Annotated in this window: 25 protein-coding genes and 1 tRNA gene; 18 read left to right on the top strand and 8 right to left on the bottom strand. The window is 58.3% G+C overall.

All coding sequences use genetic code 11. The features are described 5' to 3' along the window. Positions 1 to 64: 64 nt before the first annotated feature. A complete protein-coding gene (locus FHJ80_RS05090) occupies positions 65 to 1,078 on the top strand; it encodes a GlxA family transcriptional regulator (RefSeq protein WP_231125647.1) in 1,014 nt (337 codons plus the stop codon). A 26-nt stretch (positions 1,079 to 1,104) separates the two neighbouring features. Here the strand turns inward: FHJ80_RS05090 and FHJ80_RS05085 are convergent, their stop codons facing one another. From FHJ80_RS05085 to FHJ80_RS05075, 3 genes are read right to left on the bottom strand one after another with little or no spacing between them, the layout of a single operon-like run. Then, positions 1,105 to 2,367 (bottom strand): TRAP transporter large permease, encoded by a 1,263-nt coding sequence (locus FHJ80_RS05085; RefSeq protein WP_139525939.1) that lies wholly within the window; start codon positions 2,365 to 2,367, stop codon positions 1,105 to 1,107. Next, a complete protein-coding gene (locus FHJ80_RS05080; protein ID WP_139525938.1) occupies positions 2,364 to 2,885 on the bottom strand; it encodes a TRAP transporter small permease in 522 nt (173 codons plus the stop codon). The genes FHJ80_RS05085 and FHJ80_RS05080 overlap by 4 nt, the downstream gene beginning before the upstream one ends. After that, positions 2,885 to 3,883, bottom strand: a complete 999-nt coding sequence (locus FHJ80_RS05075; protein ID WP_139525937.1) for a TRAP transporter substrate-binding protein — start codon at positions 3,881 to 3,883, stop codon at positions 2,885 to 2,887. The genes FHJ80_RS05080 and FHJ80_RS05075 overlap by 1 nt, the downstream gene beginning before the upstream one ends. Before the next feature lie 154 nt (positions 3,884 to 4,037). Between FHJ80_RS05075 and FHJ80_RS05070 the strand changes: the two genes are divergently transcribed. After that, a tRNA-Arg gene (locus tag FHJ80_RS05070) sits at positions 4,038 to 4,114 on the top strand. Positions 4,115 to 4,272: 158 nt separating this feature from the next. On the opposite strand, the gene FHJ80_RS05065 is transcribed toward FHJ80_RS05070, so the two are convergent. Then, positions 4,273 to 4,545 (bottom strand): antitoxin, encoded by a 273-nt coding sequence (locus FHJ80_RS05065; protein ID WP_044630232.1) that lies wholly within the window; start codon positions 4,543 to 4,545, stop codon positions 4,273 to 4,275. Positions 4,546 to 5,217: 672 nt separating this feature from the next. Between FHJ80_RS05065 and FHJ80_RS05055 the strand changes: the two genes are divergently transcribed. The 3 genes from FHJ80_RS05055 to FHJ80_RS05045 all read left to right on the top strand — a co-directional run bounded on the left by FHJ80_RS05055 (position 5,218) and on the right by FHJ80_RS05045 (position 8,108). Next, on the top strand, positions 5,218 to 6,735 hold the full coding sequence (locus tag FHJ80_RS05055) for a DASS family sodium-coupled anion symporter (RefSeq protein WP_331272617.1): 1,518 nt from the start codon (positions 5,218 to 5,220) through the stop codon (positions 6,733 to 6,735). A gap of 111 nt (positions 6,736 to 6,846) precedes the next feature. Next, positions 6,847 to 7,668 carry a 3-keto-5-aminohexanoate cleavage protein gene (locus FHJ80_RS05050; protein ID WP_139525934.1) on the top strand — a complete coding sequence of 274 codons (822 nt, stop codon included), beginning with the start codon at positions 6,847 to 6,849 and terminating at the stop codon, positions 7,666 to 7,668. 38 nt (positions 7,669 to 7,706) lie between these two features. Continuing rightward, on the top strand, positions 7,707 to 8,108 hold the full coding sequence (locus tag FHJ80_RS05045) for a nuclear transport factor 2 family protein (RefSeq protein ID WP_139525933.1): 402 nt from the start codon (positions 7,707 to 7,709) through the stop codon (positions 8,106 to 8,108). Between the two features lie 70 nt (positions 8,109 to 8,178). Here FHJ80_RS05045 and FHJ80_RS05040 read toward each other — a convergent pair whose 3' ends face one another. From FHJ80_RS05040 to FHJ80_RS05030, 3 genes are read right to left on the bottom strand one after another with little or no spacing between them, the layout of a single operon-like run. Then, positions 8,179 to 9,480: an amidohydrolase gene (locus FHJ80_RS05040; RefSeq protein ID WP_139525932.1), complete on the bottom strand. Its 1,302-nt coding sequence runs from the start codon at positions 9,478 to 9,480 to the stop codon at positions 8,179 to 8,181. A gap of 19 nt (positions 9,481 to 9,499) precedes the next feature. Beyond that, the gene (locus FHJ80_RS05035; RefSeq protein ID WP_139525931.1) at positions 9,500 to 10,954 is read right to left on the bottom strand and encodes a sodium:solute symporter; all 1,455 of its coding nucleotides are present in this window, start codon (positions 10,952 to 10,954) and stop codon (positions 9,500 to 9,502) included. Further along, entirely contained in the window at positions 10,947 to 11,159 is a 213-nt protein-coding gene (locus FHJ80_RS05030) for a DUF3311 domain-containing protein (protein WP_139525930.1), read from the bottom strand. The genes FHJ80_RS05035 and FHJ80_RS05030 overlap by 8 nt, the downstream gene beginning before the upstream one ends. Positions 11,160 to 11,326: 167 nt before the next feature. On the opposite strand from FHJ80_RS05030, the gene FHJ80_RS05025 reads away from it, so the two are divergent. Beyond that, positions 11,327 to 12,214, top strand: a complete 888-nt coding sequence (locus tag FHJ80_RS05025) for a LysR family transcriptional regulator (RefSeq protein WP_139525929.1) — start codon at positions 11,327 to 11,329, stop codon at positions 12,212 to 12,214. Between the two features lie 40 nt (positions 12,215 to 12,254). On the opposite strand, the gene FHJ80_RS05020 is transcribed toward FHJ80_RS05025, so the two are convergent. Further along, a complete protein-coding gene (locus tag FHJ80_RS05020; protein WP_139525928.1) occupies positions 12,255 to 13,160 on the bottom strand; it encodes a LysR family transcriptional regulator in 906 nt (301 codons plus the stop codon). A 203-nt stretch (positions 13,161 to 13,363) separates the two neighbouring features. Between FHJ80_RS05020 and salA the strand changes: the two genes are divergently transcribed. From salA to benB (FHJ80_RS04960), 12 genes are all read left to right on the top strand, one after another. Then, complete coding sequence (gene salA / locus FHJ80_RS05015; protein WP_139525927.1) at positions 13,364 to 14,662, top strand: salicylate 1-monooxygenase; 1,299 nt, start codon at positions 13,364 to 13,366, stop codon at positions 14,660 to 14,662. A 339-nt stretch (positions 14,663 to 15,001) separates the two neighbouring features. Next, entirely contained in the window at positions 15,002 to 16,117 is a 1,116-nt protein-coding gene (locus FHJ80_RS05010; protein ID WP_139525926.1) for a muconate/chloromuconate family cycloisomerase, read from the top strand. A 48-nt stretch (positions 16,118 to 16,165) separates the two neighbouring features. Continuing rightward, positions 16,166 to 16,456 (top strand): muconolactone Delta-isomerase, encoded by a 291-nt coding sequence (gene catC / locus FHJ80_RS05005; protein WP_044630238.1) that lies wholly within the window; start codon positions 16,166 to 16,168, stop codon positions 16,454 to 16,456. A gap of 63 nt (positions 16,457 to 16,519) precedes the next feature. Next, entirely contained in the window at positions 16,520 to 17,494 is a 975-nt protein-coding gene (gene catA / locus FHJ80_RS05000) for a catechol 1,2-dioxygenase (RefSeq protein WP_139525923.1), read from the top strand. 82 nt (positions 17,495 to 17,576) lie between these two features. After that, positions 17,577 to 18,944: a Rieske 2Fe-2S domain-containing protein gene (locus FHJ80_RS04995; RefSeq protein WP_139525922.1), complete on the top strand. Its 1,368-nt coding sequence runs from the start codon at positions 17,577 to 17,579 to the stop codon at positions 18,942 to 18,944. A 32-nt stretch (positions 18,945 to 18,976) separates the two neighbouring features. Beyond that, positions 18,977 to 19,465 (top strand): benzoate 1,2-dioxygenase small subunit, encoded by a 489-nt coding sequence (benB, locus tag FHJ80_RS04990; RefSeq protein ID WP_096921910.1) that lies wholly within the window; start codon positions 18,977 to 18,979, stop codon positions 19,463 to 19,465. Between the two features lie 24 nt (positions 19,466 to 19,489). Continuing rightward, the gene (gene benC, locus FHJ80_RS04985) at positions 19,490 to 20,515 is read left to right on the top strand and encodes a benzoate 1,2-dioxygenase electron transfer component BenC (RefSeq protein WP_139525925.1); all 1,026 of its coding nucleotides are present in this window, start codon (positions 19,490 to 19,492) and stop codon (positions 20,513 to 20,515) included. Continuing rightward, positions 20,512 to 21,312: a benzoate diol dehydrogenase BenD gene (benD, locus tag FHJ80_RS04980; RefSeq protein ID WP_231125687.1), complete on the top strand. Its 801-nt coding sequence runs from the start codon at positions 20,512 to 20,514 to the stop codon at positions 21,310 to 21,312. Before benC ends, benD begins: the two co-directional genes overlap by 4 nt. A gap of 74 nt (positions 21,313 to 21,386) precedes the next feature. After that, positions 21,387 to 22,634, top strand: coding sequence for a benzoate/H(+) symporter BenE family transporter (locus FHJ80_RS04975; protein WP_139525924.1), 1,248 nt, complete (start codon positions 21,387 to 21,389; stop codon positions 22,632 to 22,634). Positions 22,635 to 23,137: 503 nt separating this feature from the next. Beyond that, a complete protein-coding gene (catA, locus tag FHJ80_RS04970) occupies positions 23,138 to 24,112 on the top strand; it encodes a catechol 1,2-dioxygenase (RefSeq protein ID WP_139525923.1) in 975 nt (324 codons plus the stop codon). A gap of 82 nt (positions 24,113 to 24,194) precedes the next feature. Next, positions 24,195 to 25,562 carry a Rieske 2Fe-2S domain-containing protein gene (locus FHJ80_RS04965; protein ID WP_139525922.1) on the top strand — a complete coding sequence of 456 codons (1,368 nt, stop codon included), beginning with the start codon at positions 24,195 to 24,197 and terminating at the stop codon, positions 25,560 to 25,562. 32 nt (positions 25,563 to 25,594) lie between these two features. Beyond that, positions 25,595 to 26,037: benzoate 1,2-dioxygenase small subunit (benB, locus tag FHJ80_RS04960; protein ID WP_139526234.1), on the top strand; the 443-nt coding region annotated here is incomplete at its 3' end.

Genomic DNA, 26,037 nt, shown 5'->3' with positions numbered 1-26,037 from the left:
GGCTGCCAATGAACACCGAGGGCACATGCGAGACCGGTTCTCTAGCACGTTAAAGAGCAAGAATTTGCCCTACATTACGCCTTCCGAGGAGCGTGATACGCCCCACGGCACGCGTCGCGTCGCATTCGTTCTGTTGGAGCACTTTTCGATGATGGCGTTTACCGGTGCGGTGGATGCGCTGGTGACCACCAACCTGATGAAAGCCGCCACGCTGTACGACGTGGTGGTGGTGGGCGGCGAGTCGGGCGCCACGATGTCCGACTTGGGCATCGAGGTGGCCACCGACCTATCGCTCGACGCGTTCGATAGCGCCTCGCCGCCGGTCGATGTGTTGATCGTCTGCGGGGGGCTGCGCGTGCAGCCCAAGTCGACGCCGCTGCTACGTAACCGGCTGAGAAGTGCTGATGCTCAGGGCATCGTGCTGGGTGGGCTGTGGAACGGTGCCTATTTTCTGGCGGAGGCGGGACTGCTGAGCGGTTATCAGTGCGCTTATCATCCGGATGGCCGGGCGATGATGGCCGAGCAGTTTTGGGATGTCGCCGTGACCAGCCGTAGCTTCATCGTGGACCGCAACCGGCTGAGCTGCGCCGGTGCCAGCAGTTCGCTGAGCATGATGCTCGAGGTGGTGCGCGCGGACTGCGGCAACGCCGTGGTCGCGGCGGTGGAGGAGATGTTGAGTTGCGACAAGGGGCTCGATTCGCCGGATATCTCGACGCTCAACGTCGACCAAAACCCGACCCTACCCGAAAAGCTCAAAGTCTCTTTGCAGCTCATGAAGAACAATATCGAAGAGCCGCTGACGATTGCCGAAATCGCCAACTGGGTCAACATTTCGCGACGTCAGTTAGAGCGTATGTTTTGCACGTACGTCGATGCCAGCCCCTCGCGCTACTACATGGAGCTTCGCTTGACCCGCGCGCGGCAGCTGCTGCAGCAAACCAACAAGCCCGTGGCCGAGGTGGCGGTGGCCACGGGCTTCGTCAGTATCTCCCATTTTCGCAGCTGTTTTTATCAACTGTTCGACGTCACGCCCGGCCAGTTTCGGAAGTCGTGCCAAGCCAGTGGCCAAGCGCAGTAAACCGCGCGTGAGCTCGGTGCTTGGCGTCAGCTTCCCGACCAGCCCAGCAGGATAGGCACGTAAACCACCAGCAGCAGCACGCCAATCAGCCCTAGCAGATAGGGGATGATGGCGCGGGTGATCCGCTCCAGCGGCAGTTGGGTCACGGACGACGCCACGTACAGGTTGATCGCCACGGGCGGGGTAATCATGCCAATCGATAGCCCCACCACGATGATCAGCCCGAAATGGATCGGGTCGATGCCCAGCTGCAGCACCAGCGGCAGCAGTACCGGTGTGAGGATGATCAAAGCGCTGGCCGTTTCGATGAATACCCCAGTGAGCAGAATGATTCCCACGATCAGTAGCATGATCACGTAAGGGTTGGTGGAGAGCGACAGCACCGCTTGGGCAATCGCGCCGGGCACCTGCCAGCTAGAGAGCGTCCAGCTCAGCACCGCCGACATGGCGATCACCAGCATGATCACCGCCGTGGTCATCGCCGAGCGAATCAACAGCTTGTAAACCTGGGGCAGGGTCAAGTCGCGATACACGAAGAGCGACACCAGCAGGGCGTAGTTCACCGCCACCACGGCCGCTTCCGACGGCGTGAAAATCCCCGAAAAGATGCCCCCTAGAATGATCACCGGGGTCATCAAGCCCCAACTCGCGGCCTTGAACGTGTGCCACATGGTGGCCAGCGACAGCGGGGTCCCTTTCGGGTACTGGCGTTTGTACGCCTGGGTAATGGCGATGGCCATGAGGGCCACGCCCATCGCCAGCCCCGGCAAAAAGCCGTTCAAGAACAGTTCGGAAACCGACTGCTGGGCGATGACCGCGTAGATGATCATCGGCACCGACGGGGGAATCACCACACCAATGGTACCGCTGGCGGCAATCAGGCTGGCCGCCGAGGCGGGGTCGTAGCCTTTGCGCTTGAGCTCCGGCACCAGGCTTGAGCCCACCGCCGCCGTGGTGGCCGCGCCGGAGCCAGAAATGGCCGCGAAGAACATGCCCGCCATGACGGACACCACCGACAAGCCGCCGCGCATGAAGCCCACCAGCGAATCGGCAAAGCTCACCAGGCGCTCGCTAACCTTGCCCTGGGCCATTAAATCCCCGGCCAGAATGAACATCGGAATGGCCACCAGAGCAAAGGAGTTGATGCCCTGGAACATCTGCTGGGTGACCACCATCAGCGGCACGCCGGATTGATACAGCGCGTAGAGTGTACTGGCCCCAATCGCAAAGGCAATCGGCACGCCTAGCAGCATGAACAGAAAGAACAGCCCGAACAGCAGCAGGGTCATAACGACGCCTCCTGGGACGGGGGCATCTCGCCGTTCACCAGTAGCTCGACCATATCGACCAGCGCATACCACGCCATGATCGCCGCGCAGACGGGCATCACGGCGTAGACATAGGTCATCGAGAGCCGTAGCGAAGCGGATTTCTGGAAGCTCTGCACCTGCATATAGCGGTAGCCGATGACGATCAGCGTGATCATGAACGCCACCACAATCGCCAGCGCCGCCAGCCTGGCCAGCTTGCGCATCGGGAGGGGCAAGGCATCCACTGCGAAACTGACCGCGATATGTCGCCCGCGCTGAAACGCCAGCGTGCCCGCGAGAAAGGTGATCCACACCAGCAGAAACCGCGCGACCTCTTCGGTCCAACCCACGGCGCTGAACAGCACCCGCGAAACGATCTGTAGCGTGATCACACCGATCAACGCCGCCATGCCCGCAAACACCACGGGCTGGATGATGGCATCCAGCCCGCGTTCAATGCGTTGCAGCAGCGTCAACAGAGGCTGTGCAAACGACATCACTGTTGCAGCGCCTCCTGAATACGCGGCAGGTAGTCACCGAACTGCTCACCGTACTTCTCGTACACCGGCGCAACGGCGGATTGGAAGGCTTCCATGTCCGGGGTGTCGTTGATCTCCATGCCCGCGTCGCGCAGCGCCTGCAACTGCTCCGCTTCCATCTCTGCGTTCACCTGGCGCTCGTGCTCGGCAGCTTCCTGGGCGGCTTCTTCCAATACTGCTTGGGCAGCCTCGGGGAGCTGGTTCCAGGCGGGCATGCCCATCACGAAGATCGCCGGTGCGTAGGTGTGGCGCGAGAGCGTCATGTAGTTCTGGGTTTCATCCAGGTTGAACGAGTGGATCACGTTCACCGGGTTCTCCTGGCCGTCGATGGTGCCCTGCTGCATGGCGGTAAGCGCTTCGGTCCAGGCCATGGGGATCGCATTGGCCCCCAGCTCGCGGAAGGTGTCGGTGTAGACCGGGTTTTCCATCACGCGAATGCGCAGGCCATCCAGGTCTTCCGGCGAATTCACGGCGCGCTCGCTGTTGGTCAGGTTGCGGAAGCCACGCTCGGCGTAGGCCAGGCCTTTCAGGTTCACGTCGGCCAGCTTGTCCAGCAGCTCCTGACCGATGGGGCCATCCAGCACGCCATAGGCGGCTTCGGGAGTGGGGAACAGGAAGGGCAGTTCGAAGACCGCCATCTCTTCCACGAAGTTGGCCACCGGGCCGTTGGTGATCACGCCCATGTCCACGGTGCCGATCTGCATGCCTTCCAGCAGCGTGCGCTCATCGCCCAGCGAGGCGTTGGGGAAGATCTCGATATTCACCTTGCCATCGGTGCGCTCTTCCACCAGCTCTTCGAACTTGGTGGCCGCGATATGGAAGCCATCCTGCTCGTTGACCACGTGGGCCAGGCGCAGCGTGACCGGGTCCATATCCGCAAAATCGTTGGCGTTCGCGGCGCTGACCAGCGCCAGTGAGATGCCCAGTGCCAGCGTACTACGTGCAAATGTTTTCATTTATTATGTTCCCAATATGACCAAGGGGGTTAAGAGGTGCAAAAGTGCCCACAGAGCATGCACCACCGCAGGGAAAACGGTCAATCACAAGGCGGCCTAAAACCGCCCCGCCGCTAGACACGGCCCGCCCACACGGGTACGATACGCATCCAAAGCGCCCGTAGCTCAGTTGGATAGAGTGTCGGCCTCCGAAGCCGAAGGTCGCAGGTTCAATTCCTGCCGGGCGCGCCAAATTGAAAAAATGGCCTGCGATTTCTCGCAGGCCATTTTTGTTTGGCTGGCTTCGCTTATGAGCGATTATTTAGATAATCCCATGCAGCCCTTGTAGCATGTGCCCCATGTAATGAAACCTAAGGCGCTACGTAATAGGCGCCGCAACAGTGTATTAGCTACCGATCCTCATGTAAGCGACCTTCCACATACTTGTGAAGGATACTGGCAACCAGTGTTTGATAGGGAATACCTTCGGCCAGCGCCTTCTTCTGGAGCCCCCTGAGATCCTTGGAAGAAAGCCTGATGTTGATACGGGCATCTTTTTTGAACATAGCGTCGGCGTACTGTTGATGCCGCGCTTTCCTATCCTTTACATCTGGTGCGCGCTGCATTTCATCTGCTTCAAAAGCATCCAGGATTTCCAGCTCTTCTTTATCCAACCTGCTCATTTCGGACCTCCCAAATAGGTTTTGGTCGCCTTCCGGCTCGGGATGATCGTTTTCAGAAAAACCTCATCCTCTGACTCCACGAAGGGTACGAGGTATGCATACTCCTCTATCTCAATCACATGGATTTGTTGACCCGGATACCGCTCCTGATTCGGATGCTCAAACGTATCTAGGATACCTCCGATCGAGATGTGAAAAACCACATCCTCAAACGAGATATCTCTTTCCACTTGGAGAAGTTTGTTCTTCTCTGGGTTCCATGTGATCGTTTTCATAGGTAGAGCGTAGCACGTTGTGTGCTCTTTGTACTCAATTCCTGGCGCCTCGTTAGGACTTTTTACCACTCAGTTGGGCCTTTAATGCCTCAACCTGTACCAAAAGGGAGCGCGTTGATACGTCAATGGCCCTCGCTCGGCAATAAGGACTAATCGTAAAATCCATTAGTCGTAAGCCATACGTCGCACGGATGAGCACGGAGACGATGTGTTGGCAGTCTTCTCCCAAAAAGATGGGAAGTGGATAGCCCCTGGAAGCTCGATTCATCGTTTCTGTTGTGTAGGGAGGGTGTGTGCTTGGGCGGTGCGGTTTGTCCGGGTATGCACATCAACCTGAGAGGTATTGGCGGCATTGCGCGTCCGTCGTGACACTGATTTGCACGTTATTTCTATTCCGATGCAGGTCATTGCCATGTCGCACTCCACTGGGGCCGTTGAGCCAGCGCCCTCTACTGAAGCCTCGGCTTTCAAGCCGATGTCTCTTGTTCTGGGCGTTCTAGTAAGTTTGGGAGTTTTCTTCCTTTTGCCCGAAACGCTGACCTTCAATGCGCGTCTCGTCGCTGGCATTGCAATGCTGATGGCCACCTGGTGGATGACAGAGGCGATTCCCATTCCGGCGACATCGCTGCTTCCGCTCGTACTGTTCCCCTTTTTCGATATTGCGTCGGTCGGTGTGACCGCTGCGCCCTATGCCCATAGCATCGTCTTTCTCGTCTTGGGTGGCGTATTGCTGGGCTTGGCAACGCAGCGCTGGAATTTACATCGCCGCTTTGCGCTACTGACGGTGCTAACGGTGGGTACCAAGCCTGCGCAAATCGTTTTCGGTTTGATGTTCGCTAGCTGGTTTATCACCATGTGGGTGAGCAATACCGCCACCGCCGTCATTATGGTACCCATCGGCGGCTCGATCATCGCGCTGGTGGCATCACTGGGTAACGGTGATGACACGCCCAAGTTCTCCGCCGCTGTTTTACTGGGTATTGCCTACGCCATCACCATCGGCTCCATGGCCACCCTGATTGGTCAGCCGCCGATGGCGCTAATGCGCGCATACATGGCAGATACCCACGGGCTGAGTATCGGGTTTGGCCACTGGATGCTGGTGGGAGTGCCATTCTCATTCACCATGCTAGTGTTGGCTTGGTTCGTTCTGAACAAGCTGGTGTTCCGCTCGGAAGTCGAAAACATTCAGGGCGGTCGAGCGATGATCGCGTCGGAGCTCGAAAGGATGGGCCGCCTATCGCCTGAAGAGGCGCGCGTACTGATGGTGTTTGGCGGGGCCGTGTTCTGCTGGGTATGTTTACCCTTGATAGCGCGAATCTTGTCGGTGCAGAACGTCTTACCCTGGCTCTCCAATATCAACGACACCAGTGTGGCGATCCTCGCGGCGATTCTGATGTTCGTGATTCCCGCCTCTAAGGGAAAGGGGGCATTGCTGGATTGGTCGGCCACCCGCGATGTGCCCTGGGGAGTCCTGATTTTGTTTGGCGGTGGCCTAACACTCTCAGCCCAGTTCACTGCCACTGGCTTGAGTGCCTGGGTGGGCGAAAGCGTATCGGGATTATCGGGGCTACCGCCGATCCTGATTCTCGCCATCACGGCTTTCGTCATCATTCTATTGACCGAACTCACCAGTAACACGGCGACGGCGGCGGCCTTCTTCCCGATCATGGGATCGATTGCCGTGGGGCTGGGTATCGAGCCCTTCCTGATGACCATCGTGGTCACCTTTGCTGTGAGCTGTGCCTTCATGCTGCCGGTCGCAACGCCTTCCAATGCCGTGGCGTTCGCCACGGGAGATCTGCCTATCCAAAGCATGATTCGAGCAGGTGTCTGGCTCAATGTCATCGGCCTGCTGGTGATCATGGTGGCGCTCTACACCATCGTACCGCTGGTCTTCGATGTCTCTTTCTAAACCGTGATGCTCAATGTCGTTGGTCGCCCTGTTGATTTGACGATACCGGATAGACAGCCTAAAGTGTTCGTTATACAAATTAATGTTCGCAATAAGAACAAAGAGGCTCCCATGTCCCAGCCCTGCATTATCTGTGTCGCCATTACCGGCAGCCTGCCACGCAAAGAGAACAACCCAGCCGTACCGATTACGGTCGAGGAGCAGGTTGAGAGCACCCAGGCAGCGTTCGAAGCAGGGGCGACCATTGCCCACTGCCATGTGCGCAACGATGACCAAACCCCCTCATCTGACCCAGAAAAGTTTGGCCGCCTGATGGAAGGGCTTAAGAAGCACTGCCCGGGAATGATTATTCAGCTCTCCACCGGCGGGCGTTCCGGGGCAGGAGAAGCCCGGGGTGGGATGCTCCCGCTGAAGCCTGATATGGCCAGCCTCTCGGTGGGCTCCAATAATTTCCCCAATCGTGTCTACGAGAATCCGCCCCAACTGGTGGAGTGGTTGGCCGATGAGATGCTCAAGTACGGCGTCAAGCCTGAAATCGAAGCGTTCGACCTGTCGCATATCCATCAAGCCGTGAGTCTTTCCCAGCAAGGCAAGCTAAAGACGCCGCTCTATGTGCAGTTTGTCATGGGGGTGAAGAATGCGATGCCAGCGGACAAGCCCACCTTCGATTTCTACATCGAGACGCTCAAGCGGCTGGCGCCGGATGCGCAGTGGTGCGGTGCAGGCATTGGTGCCCATCAGTACCTACTCAACGAGTGGTCGATTGCGGCTGGCGGCCATACCCGTACGGGGCTCGAAGATAATGTGCGCTTGGATAGTGACACCTTGGCGCCCTCCAACGCGGTGTTGGTCGAGCGCACCGTAGCCCTTTGCGAAAAGTATCAGCGCCCGGTGGCTACTTGGCAGCAAGCGCGTGAGATGCTTGGGTTATAACGATAAGAAACAACCACTTGATAAGCAGGAGTGACGAGATGGTAGATACCACGATGGTCGGTGATGCACCTGACATCGACGAGATTAAACGAGTCGTGCAGCTATATGTCGATGGTTTTCGAGGCAGTAGGCAGAAGCTGGAGGAGGCGTTTCATCAAGAGGCGTGGATTTTTGCGCTGGACGCGGCGGGTGCCTTGGCAACCGATCTCATTAGCGACCGTTTTGAGCGATGGGCGAATAGCCAGCGGCAGGTCAAGAGCCGTTTCATTGCCATCACCCAGGCCGGAGAGGTCGCCAGCGTGCTATTAGGCTTCGATAATAGCGACAACCTTGAAGATTCTTGGGTCGATGTGATTGCGCTGATCAAAATCGATGGTAAATGGAAAATTACCAATAAGACGGCTGCGCACAGCAGCCGCGCATCCTGGGCCCAGCCGTAAACGCGCGGCAAAGGCATACCGACGGAATGAAACGGCAGGGCCTCGCACTGCCGTTTCGTTTTTAACGCTGCTACGTTAGATATGCCATTGCGCCTACGACCATGGCTTCGATACCTGTGCGCAGTGTTACGTCATTGCCTGGGAAGTAGTAGGGCGAATGAGGCATTTCTAGATGACGCATTTTCTGTGAGACGTTCGTTCCTGGGGTGTTTGCCCAGCGTTCTGCGGGGGTGGAGCCAATAAACCAGTACACGTATGGAATATCCTCGCCACCAAAACCGGCTGCTTTTGCATTCCCAAAAAACGGAAAATCCTCGCTGCCGTTAAGCCGTGGCATGTCATAAAGGTTGGCGTCACCGAAATGCTCTGCGTGGGCGCGACGTACATGCTCAACCGCTATCGCGTCGTTGTTCAAGGCGATGGTTTCATTGAGCACCTTTAAGGTCGGGGGCTTGGGCGCTCTTCCCGCATCGCACTCCGCACGAACGATACGCTCGATCGACTCAACCACTTGGCTGTGTAATGCGTCATCAAAGCTGCGGATATTGATCTCAAGCTCTGCCGAGTGCGGAATGATGTTGGCCTGGGTGCCAGCGTGAAGCTTGCCAACCGTGACCACCACGGTCTCCTCCGGCGGAACCTCGCGAGCAACGACGGTCTGCAGGCGGGTGACCACATGGGCGGCAATGACCACGGGATCCACCGTTTGGGCGGGCATGGAGCCGTGGCCCCCGTTGCCGTGTATGGTAACGGCCAAATTGGTACAAGCGGCCATAGCGCTACCCGGACGGTGTCCAACGGTGCCTGCAAGAGCGGGCATATTGTGCTGGCCAAGAATAATGTCTGGGCGAGGGAAGCGCGTATAGAGGCCGTCATCAAGCATTGCTTTTGCCCCGCCAAATATCTCCTCGGCGGGCTGACAAATCAGCATCAAGGTGCCGACCCATTGCTCCCTTAGTCCTGCCATGACGGCCGCGGTGCCGACGATGCAGCTGCTGTGTAGGTCATGTCCGCAGGCATGCATCAATGGCACTTCACTACCCGTTTCTGAGGTGGCCATTTCACAGCTGGCAAAATCTAGCCCCGTTTCTTCCTTGATGGGTAAGGCATCCATATCGCCGCGGAGCATGACGGCAGGGCCCTTGCCGTTGCGCAGCAATGCCACGACACCCGTACCGCCAACGTTGCGGCTCACCTCATAGCCAAAACTTTCCAAAGCGTCGGCGAGCCGTGCGCTGGTCTTATGTTCCTGAAAGGGCAGCTCGGGCGTTTGATGTAACTGGTGGTAGAGCGACTGAATATCGTCGAATGCTGCCTCTAGTTGAGAGGCGATGGCACTCTTTAAATCTAAGTGATCTGTCTGGATACTCATGCTGTTCTCCTGGCACTTCTTAAGTATGGGAAGGGGTGGGGTTGGTAACAGTGGGCTTGGTGAGCCACTGCCAAACCACCACGACAGCGACGTTGAGCAGCATCGCCCAGACGCCAGCGTGCCAGCCAAAAGGTGAGCTCCAGGCGAATTCCATCAACAGGTAGGCCACGCTGCCGAAAAGAGCACCCGCCATCACGCTGGCGCGGCGCAGCTGTGGCATGAACAGCGCGCCGATCACCATAGGGAATAGCTGGACAATCAACCCGTAAGCGCCGAGTAGCAGCAGTACCAGGGATGAGGGGTTAGCCAGTGCAAACAGGTAAGCAATCAGCGACAGGCCGAGTACGCTCCAACGTGTTGCGCTGACGACCGCCTTCTCGCTGGCGTCTTTCATCATGGTTGGGCCGACCACATCGCGGACTAATACCACCGCCGCGGTATGCGCTAAGTTGGCGCCGGTCGACATAGCGGCGGCCAGCGCGCCAGAGAGCATTAAGCCGATAACCCAGGGCGAGAAGTTGGCCACGTCCATCACCATGCGCAGTAGCACTGTGTCGGAGCGCTCTAACGGTGTGTCAGCAAACACTATGATGCCAGCAAAGCCAATAAACAGCAGCGGTACCAGTAGGTAGGCGTAGAGGGGGTAAAAGACGCTGACTTTGCGCAGCGTTTTGCCGCTATCAGCCGAGTAGAACTTCATAAACAGATGCGGCCACATGGCGCCGCCGAACGCGCTGACCAATACCGCCGTGCTGAAGTAGCCCCAGTTCATGCCCGTTGCGCCTGGCATGGTGAGGTACTCGGGCATCGTCAGTTGGATTTGGCTGAACATGTCGCCCACGCCGCCGTAGAGGCGTTCGGAGATGCTAAGACCCAGGAACCAAGCGATGGCTATCATCATGATGCCCTGAATGAGGTTGGTCCAACCGATGCCGTTTAGGCCACTACAGAAGACATAAGCAGCAACCACTAAGAAAGCCAGCAGCGCACCCAGCCAGAAGGGGATCACCCCATCCGTTGCTGCCTGAAACAGCAGGCCTGCACCGGCAATCTGGATGGTGAGGTAGGGCACCAGTGCTAACACGCCAATCACGCCCGCCAACATGCCCAGCGATTTGCTTTGGTAGTAATCGGCAATCATATCGCCTTGGGTGAGGTAACCTCGCTCGCGACCTAGCTTGGCTACACGCGGCCCCATGGCCCAGATGGTGATGGGAACCAGGGAGAGGTAGGCGAGAATATAGAAGGCTGGCGCGCCATGCTGATAGCTCCAGCCCGGAGCGCCCAGGAAGGCGAAAGCGGAGAAGATTTCAGCGCCAAGAATGAAGAACAGGATCACGACGCCCACGTGGCGACCGCCCGCGACATAACCTTCCAAGCTGGAGTTTTCCTGACCGCGAGCGCGAAGCCCCACCCATAGAATCAAGGCGAGATAGGTCAAAGTGATGCCGACAACAATGATCGAATCATTCATGGCGTCCACCTCCGTGGCGAACGGCAAAGGCGACCCACATGCCGATAAATAGGATCAGCATCCATAGGATGTACCAGAAAAATAGAAAGGGCAGTCCGAGCACGGTGGGTTCGATACGATTGGCGATCAGTGCGCCGGGCCAGATCATCGCCAGGGTGCACACCGCAAAATGCAACCCCGTTACAAGGTGGTACTTGTTGTTCATAGCAGAGTCCTGCTCGCCATGGCGAGTCTTGTTATGAGTTGTTGTGTCACTATGAAACAAGAATAGAGATACCAAAAATATAGATTTTAGATGCTAGCCATATCATATAGGTATGTTAAGTAGTAAGTTGAAGAAGAAAAGTGACTGATTGGGGGGAGATAACAACAATGGAATTTCGCCAGTTGGAGTACTTTATTGCCGTGGTAGAAACAGGCTCAATTTCCGCTGCTAGCCGGAAAGTGTATGTTGCGCAGCCAGCGCTGACTCGCCAGATGAGGTTGTTGGAAGAGGATGTAGGTACCCAGCTTCTATATCGCCATGCTCGGGGGATTCGGCCGACGGTTGCGGGGCAAGCACTTTATAGTGAAGCCACACGGATGCTAGACGAGCGCTCTGATATCAAAGCGCGACTACTGGCACTTGGTAGCGGTCAAACGGGCAAGCTCAGTCTAGGAGTCACCGTCACGCACTTATGGGTTCCCGGAGTAGCTAAGCTCATGGGCGGCTATCGTGGTCGCTTTCCTCATGTGGCGCTGGATGTCTTTCCGCTACTTTCCGGCCCACAGTTGGATAGGCTGCAACAGGGCACCCTTGATGTCGGTATTCTTTATCTTGATGATCATGCACAGTCAGATATCGAAGCACGTTTACTCCAGCACGACCACCTGATACTTGCCGTCCCCACTACCTCGACATGGGTGCAAGTGCCACCTAAAAAACTAGCAGAGCTTGCCGATGCTGAATTTGTCTGGGGGTACCGCAGCATTTCACCGGTCTATTACGATCGGGTGGTGGCGCACTTTTCGCGGTTCAACTTTGAGCCTCGTGTGGTGCAGTATGGCGCTGATAATATTACGATTCTTAGCATGGTGGCGGCTGGATTAGGGTTGGCAATCGTACCGGCCGCTAGCCGAAGTCACCCCATGCCCGGCATTCATTTTATTGAGCTGGATGAGCTAACCGCCTGCGATATGCCACTGTGGTTAGCGTGGCGAGCTGGTAATGTATTGCCGGTGCTCGATAATTTTATCCAAATGGCGACAGAGGGGTTTTAACAAGACCGTCCTCTTTAAGGCAGATGCCGCTCTAGGTGGCTTACTCGGAAAACATGCTAAATATAACCCCCCTTAGCCAGCGGTTGCCGGGGTCTTGATGGAAACGGCGATGCCAGAAAAGATTGATGGGAATGTCTGGAAAGGCCAGCGGGTGCTCGCGAACGGTGAGGCCAAATCGTTCGCAAGTCGCTTCGGCCAATTTATTCGTAACCGTCACGACGAGATCGCTGCTGCCCACGATGTAGGGAATGGCAGCGAAATGCGGCAGCGTCAATCTCACCGGGCGCTGAATGCCCGCGTTGGCGAGCTGCTCCTCTACCACGCCATGACCGGTACCGCTCGCGACGATGACGGCATGATGGGCTGAGCGAAACTCCTCGAGACCAAAATCGCCCTTGGCGAGTGGGTGGTTGTCACGCATCAGGCAAACATAGCGCTGCTCGAATAGCCGCTGTTGATAAAAGCCAGCGCCCAGCTGCGGTATCAGCCCAACGGCTAGATCGATCTGCCCCTCTTCCATCTCATACTTCAGCGCGTGATGGCTGCTGCGAGCGGTGTGGAGCGAGACGCTGGGAGCCACCTGGGATAAATGCTGCAGTAAACGGGGCAGGAAAACGATTTCCCCAATGTCGGTCATGTTGAGGTGAAAGGTACGGCTACTAAGGGCTGGGTTGAAATCGTTGTGTAGGTTCAGCGTGTCATTCACTTTCCCTAACGCGTCGGCAAACCCGGGATAAAGCTGGCTTGCGCGGGGCGTGGGCTGTAACCCTTGCGAGGTGCGTTCGAAGAGTTCGTCGTTCAATAGAAGACGTAAACGCTTCAAGGCATGGCTGACCGCAGGCTGGGTAATGCCCAGGCGTAGCGCGACACGCTGTGTGTTTTGCTCTTGGTAGAGCAGATCGAACACCACCAGCAAGTTGAGATCGATATCGGCAAGCTTGATCATCACAATGGCCTCTGACGGGCATGCGACGATTGTCTACTTCTGTCGCGGAGTGCTAGCTCAACTCTTTGTTTCATATCGTTATTAGCGCCGTTTATAGTTTACATGAAGAGGGCTGTGTGGTGACCGTTGCCTCCTCCTAATAGCGTTATCAGTAGAGCGTGAGGCTCGACATGATAACGATACACTGTGAAAGGGAGTGAAGCATGCACGTCAAACATACCCAGCCAAAACGTCTCTCCATTGGCATTGTGGGGGGCGGGATCGGTGGCGTCGCCTTTGCCGTTGCGCTGTCGCGAGATAGCGGCCTTGATGTCCAGCTATTCGAAGCCGCTCCCCAGTTCTCCGAAATCGGCGCTGGGGTCTCCTTTGGCCCCAATGCGGTACGAGCCATTCAGCTGTTGGGGTTGGAAGCGGCCTATCAACGTATTGCCGACGCCTCACCAGCCCCCTTCGAAGATGTGTGGTTCGAGTGGCGCCGAGGCAGTGATGATACCTACTTGACGGCCAGCCTAGCGCCGGGCGTTGGCCAATCCTCGGTACACCGTGCCGACTTCCTGGATGCGATCGTGGCCCATCTGCCGGAGGGCATCGCGCATTTCGGCAAACGCTGTGTCGCGGTGACGCAAGACGCCGCTAGCGCCACTGCCCACTTCGATGATGGCACGCACTTTACGGGGGATGTCATCATCGGCTTTGACGGCATCAAATCGGCGGTTCGCTCCCATGTATTACCGCCCGACCAGTTTGGCGATATTGCGCCCTTCTGGAGCGGTACTTACGCGTATCGTGGCATGATCCCCACCCACACCTTAGAGACAGCGCTCGAGGCTAATGGCAGCGAGAAACGTTTGGCATGGGTGCCGCAAATGTATCTCGGTAAAGATCGCCATATTTTGACGTTTCCGGTCAAACAGTCCCAGCTCGTCAACGTCGTAGCCTTCATCACGGACCGCTCGGTTCCTCACCCGCGGCTACCCGACGGGGAGGAGTGGGTTCAGGCCGTCAGCCAGCAGGAAATGTTACACGTCTTCCAAGGCTGGAGCCCGGCTTGCCAGGCCATTCTCGCATCCATCGCCGAACCAACGCGCTGGGCGCTGCATGAGCTACCCGAGCTTCCCTTCTATCGGCGCGAGCGCGTCATGGTTGTCGGCGACGCCGCCCATGCGCTCGTGCCCCACCAAGGGGCGGGGGCTGGACAGGCGCTCGAAGATGCCTACGTGCTGGCGACACTACTGACAGACGTCCGCTGCGATCACCGCCCCGTGAGCGATGTGTTGGCCGCTTTCGAGCACGTGCGCCATGCACGCACGTGTCGAGCGCAGCGTACTTCCCACGACGCCGGCGATGTCTATGAATATTCGGGAAAAGGCATTGGGGGCGATGAGAGCAAGCTCATCCACGATCTGGAAAATCGCTTCGACTGGCTGTGGAATCACGATCCACACGACGATGTCATTGCGGCTCGGCAGTATCTCGAAACCGTATCTCGAGACCGTCTCTAGAAACTCCGCTTGAGGCGAGTGCGCGTCGAGCAACACGCTTGGATCATTCTTTTGTCTTATGGCGCTCTGTATCACGGCGAAGTGATTGCGTGGCTCTTTAACACGCGGTTGCGTATCGATACGCGCTTTATCCGGCGCTGAGCGCCCCTGGCGAGGGCACGTCTCGTGCAGCGGCTCTCGCACTCGGGGTTATGGGGAAAAAGTGGCTGAATAGCCGAGCCTGTCATGCGCTTGTGATACCTCCTTGGTATGGACGCGCACTTAAACAATATTGGTTCCGGCTTGCACGGGCACGCAAACTGCTCGATAGCGAAACGATTGCCTGATGCCGGAGCCGCCATGTCAACTGTTATCCAACGAATAGAGACGCTTCTGGTCGATTTACCGACCATCCGTCCTCATAAACTATCGATGACCACCATGGCCTGCCAGACCATGGTGATCATCCGCATGCATCACTCAGACGGTATCGAGGGGTTGGGCGAAGGCACGACCATCGGCGGCCTAGCCTATGGCCCGGAAAGTCCCGAGAGCATCAAGCGCAACATCGATACGTACTTGGCACCTCTGCTGATTGGCCAGCCTTCCCAGAACATTCACCACGCCCGCGCGCTGCTCAATCGGCATGCGCGCGGCAACATGATCGCTAAATCCGCACTGGAAATGGCGCTGCTCGATGCCCAAGGCAAGCGCCTGGGGTTGAGCGTGGCCGAGCTGCTGGGAGGCGTGCGTCAGGATCATATCCCCGTGCTATGGACGCTCGCGAGTGGCGATACCGCGAAAGATATCGATGAAGCCATGCTGCGTTTAGAGCAGCGTCGGCACTGCGACTTCAAATTGAAAATTGGCGCCAATCCCGTGGGCCAGGACGTCCGCCACGTAGCGGCCATCAAGGAGGCCTTGGGAGACCGGGCGAGCGTGCGCGTCGATGTCAATCAAGCGTGGGACGAATCCACCGCCGTTCGCGGTATTCAGTCGTTACAAGAGGCGGGTATCGAGTTGATCGAGCAGCCCATCGGCGCGCGTGAGCATGCGGGGTTGGTGCGTTTGGCGAACCGCTTCAATGTGCCCATGCTCGCCGATGAGGCCGTCCAGGATGCGCGTGACGGCCTTGATTTGGTATGCGGCGGCTTCAGCGGAGCCTTTGCACTGAAACTCGCCAAGTCGGGCGGGATTTATGGCGCACTGGAGCTCGCGCATGTCGCCCAGGCGGCTGGCATCGGCCTGTATGGCGGCACCTTGCTGGAAGGCACGATCGGTACCGCCGCGTCGCTGCATACGTGGGCAACGCTACCGACCATGACCTGGGGAACGGAAATGTTCGGCCCGCTCTTGCTGCAAGACGATATCGTGGTGTCGCCTCTCGACTACAGCGAATTTGGGGTGGCCTTACCGCCTGGGCCAGGTCTGGGGATCACCTTGGATGAAGATAAGTTGGCGCACTACGCGCGCTAGCCAACGCGCCGCACGCAAAGACCGCAAACGAAAAGGAGAGCCATCGATATGCTGTTTCAAGTCGAGATGACCGTCAAATTGCCGACCGATATGCCCGCCGAGCAGGCCGCGAGTATCAAGGCAACCGAAAAAGCGTACTCCCAGGACCTACAGCGTCAAGGCAAATGGCGCCACCTGTGGCGGGTGGCCGGTAGCTACTCGAACGTCAGTATCTTTGACGTAGAGGACAATGCCGAGCTTCAAGAGCTGGTCAGTAACCTGCCGCTGTTCCCCTACATGGAGATCAGCGTCAAGCCGCTTTGCCGCCACCCCTCGTCCGTGCGTGACGACGACAGCTAATGCTCGGCGGAGCACGCCAAGGTACTGATCCATAACATCTATAATAATGTAGCGAGCTATCTCATGACCGTAAAAATCTTCGACACGCCCGAGGTTCAAGACTTTCTCAACGCCGTGGCCGGCCTGGATCAGGCAGGCGGCAATGATCGCGCCAAGCAGATCGTGCATCGGTTGGTAGGTGACCTGTTCAAACTGATCGACGACTTCGATGTCACCGAAGAAGAGTATTGGGCCGCCGTGAACCTGCTCAACGCGCTGGGTAGCCAGACCCAGTTCGGCCTGCTCTCGCCGGGGCTGGGGTTCGACCACTTCCTCGACATGCGCCACGACGCCATCGACGCCGAAGCCAAGCGCACCGGCGGCACCCCGCGCACCATTGAAGGCCCGCTCTACGTGGCCGGCGCCCCGGAAGCTGACGGCTTCGCCCGGATGGACGACGGCAGCGATCCCGACGGCGAGACCATGTGGCTGACCGGCCAAGTGCGCGACGTGAACGGCCAGCCGATCCCCGGCGCCAAGGTCGAGATCTGGCACTGCAACTCCAAAGGCGGCTACTCGTTCTTCGACCCTTCCCAGGACGAGTACAACATGCGCCGCACGATCTATGCCGACCGCGACGGCCGCTACACCGCCCGCAGCATCGTCCCGTCGGGCTACGGTGTGCCCGAAGGCGCCCCCACGGACGTCGTGCTCAAATCGCTGGGCCGCCACGGCCAGCGTCCGGCGCACATTCACTACTTCGTCTCGGCCCCCGGCCATCAACACCTGACGACTCAGATCAACCTCGCCGGTGACCCCTACACCTTCGATGACTTCGCCTTTGCCACGCGCGAAGAGCTGGTGGTGCCCGCCGAGCGCATCGACGATCCCACCGAGATCGCCCAACGCGACCTGGACGGCCCCTTCGCCCATGTGGTGTTCGATGTCGAGTTAGCGCCCACCGACGCCGCCGAGCTGCAGGTACGCCACGCCCGCCCCCGCGCCAAGGAAGACGAGCAGGATCTGGCCAGTCAACTGGCCGGAACGGCCAAGGTATAACCCCCCCTGTTCAAGAGGCGGACCTTCCCCTTGGCCCGCCTTGACGCCCTAACAGCGTGACATCCTAACGAGGAGAGCGATCATGACCACACAGCTTGATCAACTCGAAGCCCGCGTGCGCGGAGCGGTACAAGACGACCCGGATCACGGCATTTTCCGCTGCCACCGCAGCATGTTCACCGACCCCGCCTTTTTCGAACTGGAGATGAAGCACATCTTCGAAGGCAACTGGGTCTTTCTGGCCCACGAGAGCCAAGTGGCCGAGCCGGGCGACTACTTCACCACCACCGTTGGCCGTCAGCCGATCGTCATCACCCGCGACAAGCAGGGCGAACTGCACGGCCTGATCAACGCCTGCGCCCACCGCGGTGCCACCCTATGCCGCCGCAAGCGCGGCAACAAAGGCACCTTCACTTGCCCGTTCCACGGCTGGACCTTCAAAAACGACGGCCAGCTGCTCAAAGCCAAAAACGAAAAGACTGGCGCCTACCCCGACCAGTTCAAGCAAGACGGCTCCCACAACCTCAAGCGCCTACCGCGCTTCGAGAACTACAAAGGCTTCCTGTTCGGCAGCCTCAGCGACGACGTGCTGCCCCTCGAGCAGCACCTGGGCGAAACCACCAAGGTCATCGACAACATCGTCGACCAAGCCCCCGAGGGTCTGGAAGTGCTGCGTGGCACCTCCTCCTACACCTACACCGGCAACTGGAAACTGCAGGCCGAAAACGGCGCCGACGGCTATCACGTCAGCTCCGTGCACTGGAACTACGCCTCCACCATGGAGCGCCGCAATTACGACGCCGGTGGTACCAAGGCGGTGGACGCCGACGGCTGGTCGAAGAGTAAAGGCGGCTTCTACTCCTACGAAAACGGCCACATGATGCTCTGGACCCGGCTACTCAACCCCGAGGTGCGCCCGGTCTACCAAGAAAAAGAGTGGATCCAAGAGCAGCTAGGCGAGGCGCGTGCCGACGCCATCGTCAACCAGACGCGCAACCTCTGCCTCTACCCCAACGTCTACCTGATGGACCAGTTCTCCACACAGATCCGCGTGCTGCGCCCCATCGACGTCAACAGAACCGAAGTTACGATCTACTGCTTCGCCCCCAAAGGCGAGTCGGCCGAAAACCGTCGCGTACGTATCCGCCAATACGAAGACTTCTTCAACGTCTCCGGCATGGGCACGCCGGACGACCTCGAAGAGTTCCGCGCCTGCCAAGAAGGCTACAACGGCGCGTTGGCCGAATGGAACGACCTCTCCCGCGGCGCCCAACAATGGATCGAAGGGGCTGATGAGAACGCCCAGGCCATCGACATGAAACCGCTGCTCAGCGGCGCCTCCCCCGAAGACGAAGGGCTCTACGTGCTGCACCACCAACACTGGGTCAGCGAAATGCTGCGCGCCATCGACAAAGAGCGTCGCCAGTTCATCGCCACGGCGACCGCCTAAACGTCCGATGCCAGAAGAGAGGAGAGAACGCCATGAGCATCAGCTATCACGACATCCAAGCCTTTTTATACCGCGAAGCGCGCCTACTAGATGACCGCGAGTGGGACGAGTGGCTTGCGCTGTATCGTAAGGACGCCGAGTTCTGGATGCCCGCCTGGGACGACGATGATCAGCTCACCCGCGATCCGCACAGCGAGATCTCGTTGATCTACTACCCCAACCGCGAAGGGCTGGAAGATCGGGTCTACCGGATCAAGACCGAGCGCAGCGGGGCGAGCACGCCGGAGCCGCGCACCACGCACCAGGTGACCAACCTCGAAATCCTGTCGCAAGACGACCAGACGGCCGAGCTGCGGTTCAACTGGCACACGCTGAGCCACCGCTACAAGAAGACGGACAGCTTCTTCGGCACGAGCTTCTACACCCTGGACGTCTCGGGCGAGCGCCCGCTAATCACAAGAAAAGTCGTGCAGTTGAACAACGACTACATCCATCAAGTCATCGACGTGTATCACGTGTGACTCGATGGGAGAGGAGATTTCATCATGAGCTATACCATTGCCCTCAACTTCGAAGACGGCGTGACGCGTTTCATCGGCTGTAAAGAAGGGGAAACCGTTCTTGACGCGGCTTACCGCCAGAAAGTGAATCTTCCGATGGACTGTTCCGACGGCGTATGCGGCACCTGCAAAGGCCACTGCGAGCAGGGCGAGTTCGATATGGGCGACGAGTATCTGGAGGAGGCGCTCTCTGATGAGGAAGCGGCCGAAGGCCAAGTGCTGACCTGCCAGATGGTGCCCTCTTCAGACTGCGTTATCCAAGTGCCCGTCGCGTCTACGATGTGTAAAACCCAGGTGGGCAAGGTCGAGGGAACGGTCGCTGCCGTCGAGCAGCTCTCCGAAGACAGCATCGAGCTGGTAGTCGAACTGGAGGAGGGTCAGGAGCTTGCCTTTTTGCCTGGCCAGTACATCCATATCGACGTGCCTGGCACGGAGCTGCATCGCTCTTACTCTTTTAGCTCTCAGCCAGGCGATCAGCGGGCCACGTTCCTGATTCGCAATATCCCCAATGGGGTGATGAGTGGCTATCTGACCGACCGTGCCGCCGTGGGTGACAAGCTTACACTGACAGGCCCGTTAGGCAGCTTTTACCTACGTGAAGTCACGCGCCCGATACTGATGCTGGCAGGCGGTACGGGGCTGGCACCCTTTTTGTCCATGCTAGCGCAGCTGGTCGAGAAGGGCTGTGACGCGTCCATCCACATGATTTACGGTGTCAATAAAGACGATCATCTGGTAAAAATCGATGCCTTGGAGGCGATCGCGGAGAAGCTGCCCAGCTTTAGCTACGCCACCGTGGTGGTGGACGAGGCCAGCGAGCACCCGCGAAAAGGGTATGTGACCCACCATATGGATGCCGCCGTGATGCATGACGGGGATGTGGATGTGTACTTGTGTGGGCCGCCTCCGATGGTCGACGCAGTGCTCAAGCATTTCGACACGGAAGGCATCGAACCGCAAAGCTTCCACTATGAAAAGTTTACGCCTAACCAGGCGGGAGCGTCAGCATGAGCGATCAACGTTTGGATAGGGCTCGATTTCAGGACCGAGTAATGATCGTCACCGGGGCCGCTCAAGGGATTGGGCGGCGGGTGGCCGAACGTGCGGCGATGGAAGGCGCGCGCCTGGTGCTGGTAGACCGCTCTGACTATATCCACGAGGTCGTGGAAGACATCCGTCAGGGCAGTCGTGAGGTGGTGGCGGTACAAGCAGACCTGGAGACCTGGGCAGGTGCCGAGCAGGCGATGCAGTCGGCGGTCACCGCGTTTGGGCGTATCGATATTTTGATCAATAACGTGGGGGGCGCCATCAATTTCAAACCCTTCACGGAGTTTAGCGAAGCGCAAATTTCCGCAGAGATCACCCGCTCCCTGATGCCGACGCTATGGTGCTGCCGCGCGGCGCTGCCAACGATGGTGTCCCAGGGCGCGGGTGTGATCGTCAACGTCTCTTCCGTGGCGGCACGAGGGATTCATCGTATCCCTTACTCGGCGGCCAAGGGCGGTGTCAACGCACTCACTGAGTCGCTGGCTTTTGAGTACGCTGAGGCGGGCATTCGTGTCGTGGCGGCGGGCATTGGCGGCACCGAAGCGCCACCGCGCCGCATCTCTCGTGGAACGCCCGAGCCCAGTAATGACACCGAGCGCGCTTGGTTCCAAGCCCACATCGACCAGACCAAGCAAAGCTGCCTCATGAAGCGCTACGGTACGCTCGATGAGATGGCCGCCCCCATTCTGTTTCTGGCGTCCGATGAGGCGAGCTACATCACAGGGAGCGTTCTACCGGTCGGTGGGGGTGATCAAGGCTAATCGAACCGTTAGCCATCGTCGTAAACCCGTTGTCAAAATAACGCTAAATACTACAAAAACCCCTGGAGCACACCGTGAAACATATAGAAAAAGGCGTGAGCTTACTGCATGCGCCTCGCGATTTTCTACGTGACCTCAATGCTGAGAATGCCAGTACTGGGTTAGTCGCCGGCATCTTAGGTCTCAGCGTTGGCGTCGTCCATATCAGTGCGGGCACGTCAGCAGGTCTCGACCCCTCCTTCATCATGATCTGGGTCATCAGCTATTTGATGATCAACGGTTTGTTTGGGCTGTTCATGCCCGCTTACTACCGTCTACCGCTGCCGATGGCAAACTCCATTCCAGGTGCGCTGATGTTTGCCGCGGTCATTCCGGTGATCGGGCTAGAAGCGGCCTTGGGCGCTGGTCTTATCGCTGGCATCATTACGCTGATAGCGGGCGTGACCGGTGTCATGGGCATCGTGATGCGGTTGATACCGATGCCAATCGTGATGGGCATGGTCGGCGGTATGCTGCTTAGCTTTGGGCTCAACATGGTCAAGCCGCTGGAAAACGCGATGGTGCCAGCCGCGATCATGATGTTGGCTTTCTTTATCTCGGCGAGAGTCTTTCGCAAAATTCCCCCGCTCATCATCGCCATGGCGGCAGGGCTTGCTTACCTGACAGTCACCGGAGTGGATCTTTCGGGAATCCAAGCGACCATCCGGTTTCCGGAGTTCACTCTGCCGACGTTCACTCTGGAGGCGTTTCTCACCTATGGGTTGCCGCTCGCGATTATTCTGGTTGGGATGGAGACGCCGGCAGGCGTGGGCTTGGTCAAAGGAATGGGCTATAAGGACGCGCCCGCGAACGCGATCACGGCCGTGGGTGGCATCGGAACCATCGTGTCATCGTTCTTCAATCTACACAGTACTTGCATCGCGGCACCCATGACCGGGGTATGCGCCTCACCGGAGGCCGGTGCCCATGACAAACGCTGGGTCGCAGCGGTCATTGCCGGGGCTATTTTTATCGTGGCGGCGCCTTTCTATGGTTATGTGGTCAGCCTGCTGGAAGCCACGCCTCGCTACTTCATCACCATCATCGCTGGCTTGGCGCTGATGCGTGTCATCACGTCCTCCATGACCATTGCGTTTGCGGGCAAGAAACACGAAGTAGGAGCGCTGTTCGCCTTTTTAATTGCCGCTTCCGGTATTCAAATATTGGGAATCGGCGCAACGTTCTGGGCCCTGGTCCTTGGAGTGGTAGTATCGGCCATTTTTGAAACCAAAGATTTTGACGTCATGTTTACGCGTAGAGCGGCCCAGAAACATAGCGGATAGCAAGTTCTGCTTTGTTACTCTTTTGATGCGTTTGGCCCGTACATGCTTAGGCAGTGCGGGCTTTTTTCTATGGATGCCCGTTGAGACCTTTGTGCTTTGGTCGTATCCCACCCCGACTTTGGACAGAGTGTGTTGGCCGTTCCTAGCCCATCCTTACCTGCGCGACGGGATATACTCGATAATGCGTTGAGAGGTGGGTTTATTTGTTAGCTTGCTATCCTTGTGTTTGGTTTTTTATTAAATAAAAACAAAAGGTTGTGCTTTTCGTGTGATGTCCTGTGTGCGACCGCACAAAAAACGAACGCTGCTTGAGATACCTTCGAAGTATGGGTGAGAACTCAAACGATATTGGTCTGTTAATGGGTGTTTGTTCGATATTGTCGTGAAGAGTACAGAGACACAGTGTCCTCATGTCCTAAGTAGATACTCAATCACTTCATCGACAAACGTCCATTCGGTGATTGGGAGATAAATAACGATAAAACTAACAATAGGCTTTAACCATGACCGTAAAAATCTTCGACACGCCCGAGGTTCAAGACTTTCTCAACGCCGTGGCCGGCCTGGATCAGGCAGGCGGCAATGACCGCGCCAAGCAGATCGTGCATCGGTTGGTAGGTGACCTGTTCAAACTGATCGACGACTTCGATGTCACCGAAGAAGAGTATTGGGCCGCCGTGAACCTGCTCAACGCGCTGGGTAGCCAGACCCAGTTCGGCCTGCTCTCGCCGGGGCTGGGGTTCGACCACTTCCTCGACATGCGCCACGACGCCATCGACGCCGAAGCCAAGCGCACCGGCGGCACCCCGCGCACCATTGAAGGCCCGCTCTACGTGGCCGGCGCCCCGGAAGCTGACGGCTTCGCCCGGATGGACGACGGCAGCGATCCCGACGGCGAGACCATGTGGCTGACCGGCCAAGTGCGCGACGTGAACGGCCAGCCGATCCCCGGCGCCAAGGTCGAGATCTGGCACTGCAACTCCAAAGGCGGCTACTCGTTCTTCGACCCTTCCCAGGACGAGTACAACATGCGCCGCACGATCTATGCCGACCGCGACGGCCGCTACACCGCCCGCAGCATCGTCCCGTCGGGCTACGGTGTGCCCGAAGGCGCCCCCACGGACGTCGTGCTCAAATCGCTGGGCCGCCACGGCCAGCGTCCGGCGCACATTCACTACTTCGTCTCGGCCCCCGGCCATCAACACCTGACGACTCAGATCAACCTCGCCGGTGACCCCTACACCTTCGATGACTTCGCCTTTGCCACGCGCGAAGAGCTGGTGGTGCCCGCCGAGCGCATCGACGATCCCACCGAGATCGCCCAACGCGACCTGGACGGCCCCTTCGCCCATGTGGTGTTCGATGTCGAGTTAGCGCCCACCGACGCCGCCGAGCTGCAGGTACGCCACGCCCGCCCCCGCGCCAAGGAAGACGAGCAGGATCTGGCCAGTCAACTGGCCGGAACGGCCAAGGTATAACCCCCCCTGTTCAAGAGGCGGACCTTCCCCTTGGCCCGCCTTGACGCCCTAACAGCGTGACATCCTAACGAGGAGAGCGATCATGACCACACAGCTTGATCAACTCGAAGCCCGCGTGCGCGGAGCGGTACAAGACGACCCGGATCACGGCATTTTCCGCTGCCACCGCAGCATGTTCACCGACCCCGCCTTTTTCGAACTGGAGATGAAGCACATCTTCGAAGGCAACTGGGTCTTTCTGGCCCACGAGAGCCAAGTGGCCGAGCCGGGCGACTACTTCACCACCACCGTTGGCCGTCAGCCGATCGTCATCACCCGCGACAAGCAGGGCGAACTGCACGGCCTGATCAACGCCTGCGCCCACCGCGGTGCCACCCTATGCCGCCGCAAGCGCGGCAACAAAGGCACCTTCACTTGCCCGTTCCACGGCTGGACCTTCAAAAACGACGGCCAGCTGCTCAAAGCCAAAAACGAAAAGACTGGCGCCTACCCCGACCAGTTCAAGCAAGACGGCTCCCACAACCTCAAGCGCCTACCGCGCTTCGAGAACTACAAAGGCTTCCTGTTCGGCAGCCTCAGCGACGACGTGCTGCCCCTCGAGCAGCACCTGGGCGAAACCACCAAGGTCATCGACAACATCGTCGACCAAGCCCCCGAGGGTCTGGAAGTGCTGCGTGGCACCTCCTCCTACACCTACACCGGCAACTGGAAACTGCAGGCCGAAAACGGCGCCGACGGCTATCACGTCAGCTCCGTGCACTGGAACTACGCCTCCACCATGGAGCGCCGCAATTACGACGCCGGTGGTACCAAGGCGGTGGACGCCGACGGCTGGTCGAAGAGTAAAGGCGGCTTCTACTCCTACGAAAACGGCCACATGATGCTCTGGACCCGGCTACTCAACCCCGAGGTGCGCCCGGTCTACCAAGAAAAAGAGTGGATCCAAGAGCAGCTAGGCGAGGCGCGTGCCGACGCCATCGTCAACCAGACGCGCAACCTCTGCCTCTACCCCAACGTCTACCTGATGGACCAGTTCTCCACACAGATCCGCGTGCTGCGCCCCATCGACGTCAACAGAACCGAAGTTACGATCTACTGCTTCGCCCCCAAAGGCGAGTCGGCCGAAAACCGTCGCGTACGTATCCGCCAATACGAAGACTTCTTCAACGTCTCCGGCATGGGCACGCCGGACGACCTCGAAGAGTTCCGCGCCTGCCAAGAAGGCTACAACGGCGCGTTGGCCGAATGGAACGACCTCTCCCGCGGCGCCCAACAATGGATCGAAGGGGCTGATGAGAACGCCCAGGCCATCGACATGAAACCGCTGCTCAGCGGCGCCTCCCCCGAAGACGAAGGGCTCTACGTGCTGCACCACCAACACTGGGTCAGCGAAATGCTGCGCGCCATCGACAAAGAGCGTCGCCAGTTCATCGCCACGGCGACCGCCTAAACGTCCGATGCCAGAAGAGAGGAGAGAACGCCATGAGCATCAGCTATCACGACATCCAAGCCTTTTTATACCGCGAAGCGCGCCTACTAGATGACCGCGAGTGGGACGAGTGGCTTGCGCTGTATCGTAAGGACGCCGAGTTCTGGATGCCCGCCTGGGACGACGATGATCAGCTCACCCGCGATCCGCACAGCGAGATCTCGTTGATCTACTACCCCAACCGCGAAGGGCTGGAAGATCGGGTCTACCGGATCAAGACCGAGCGCAGCGGGGCGAGCACGCCGGAGCCGCGCACCACGCACCAGGTGACCAACCTCGAAATCCTGTCGCAAGACGACCAGACGGCCGAGCTGCGGTTCAACTGGCACACGCTGAGCCACCGCTACAAGAAGACGGACAGCTTCTTCGGCACGAGCTTCTACACCCTGGACGTCTCGGGCGAGCGCCCGCTAATCACAAGAAAAGTCGTGCAGCT

The sequence above is a fragment of the Halomonas sp. BL6 genome, assembly GCF_006228115.1.
GTDB lineage: Bacteria > Pseudomonadota > Gammaproteobacteria > Pseudomonadales > Halomonadaceae > Vreelandella > Vreelandella piezotolerans.
Note: the sequence above shows the minus strand (reverse complement) of the source record. Positions and strands in the feature narration are given on the sequence as shown.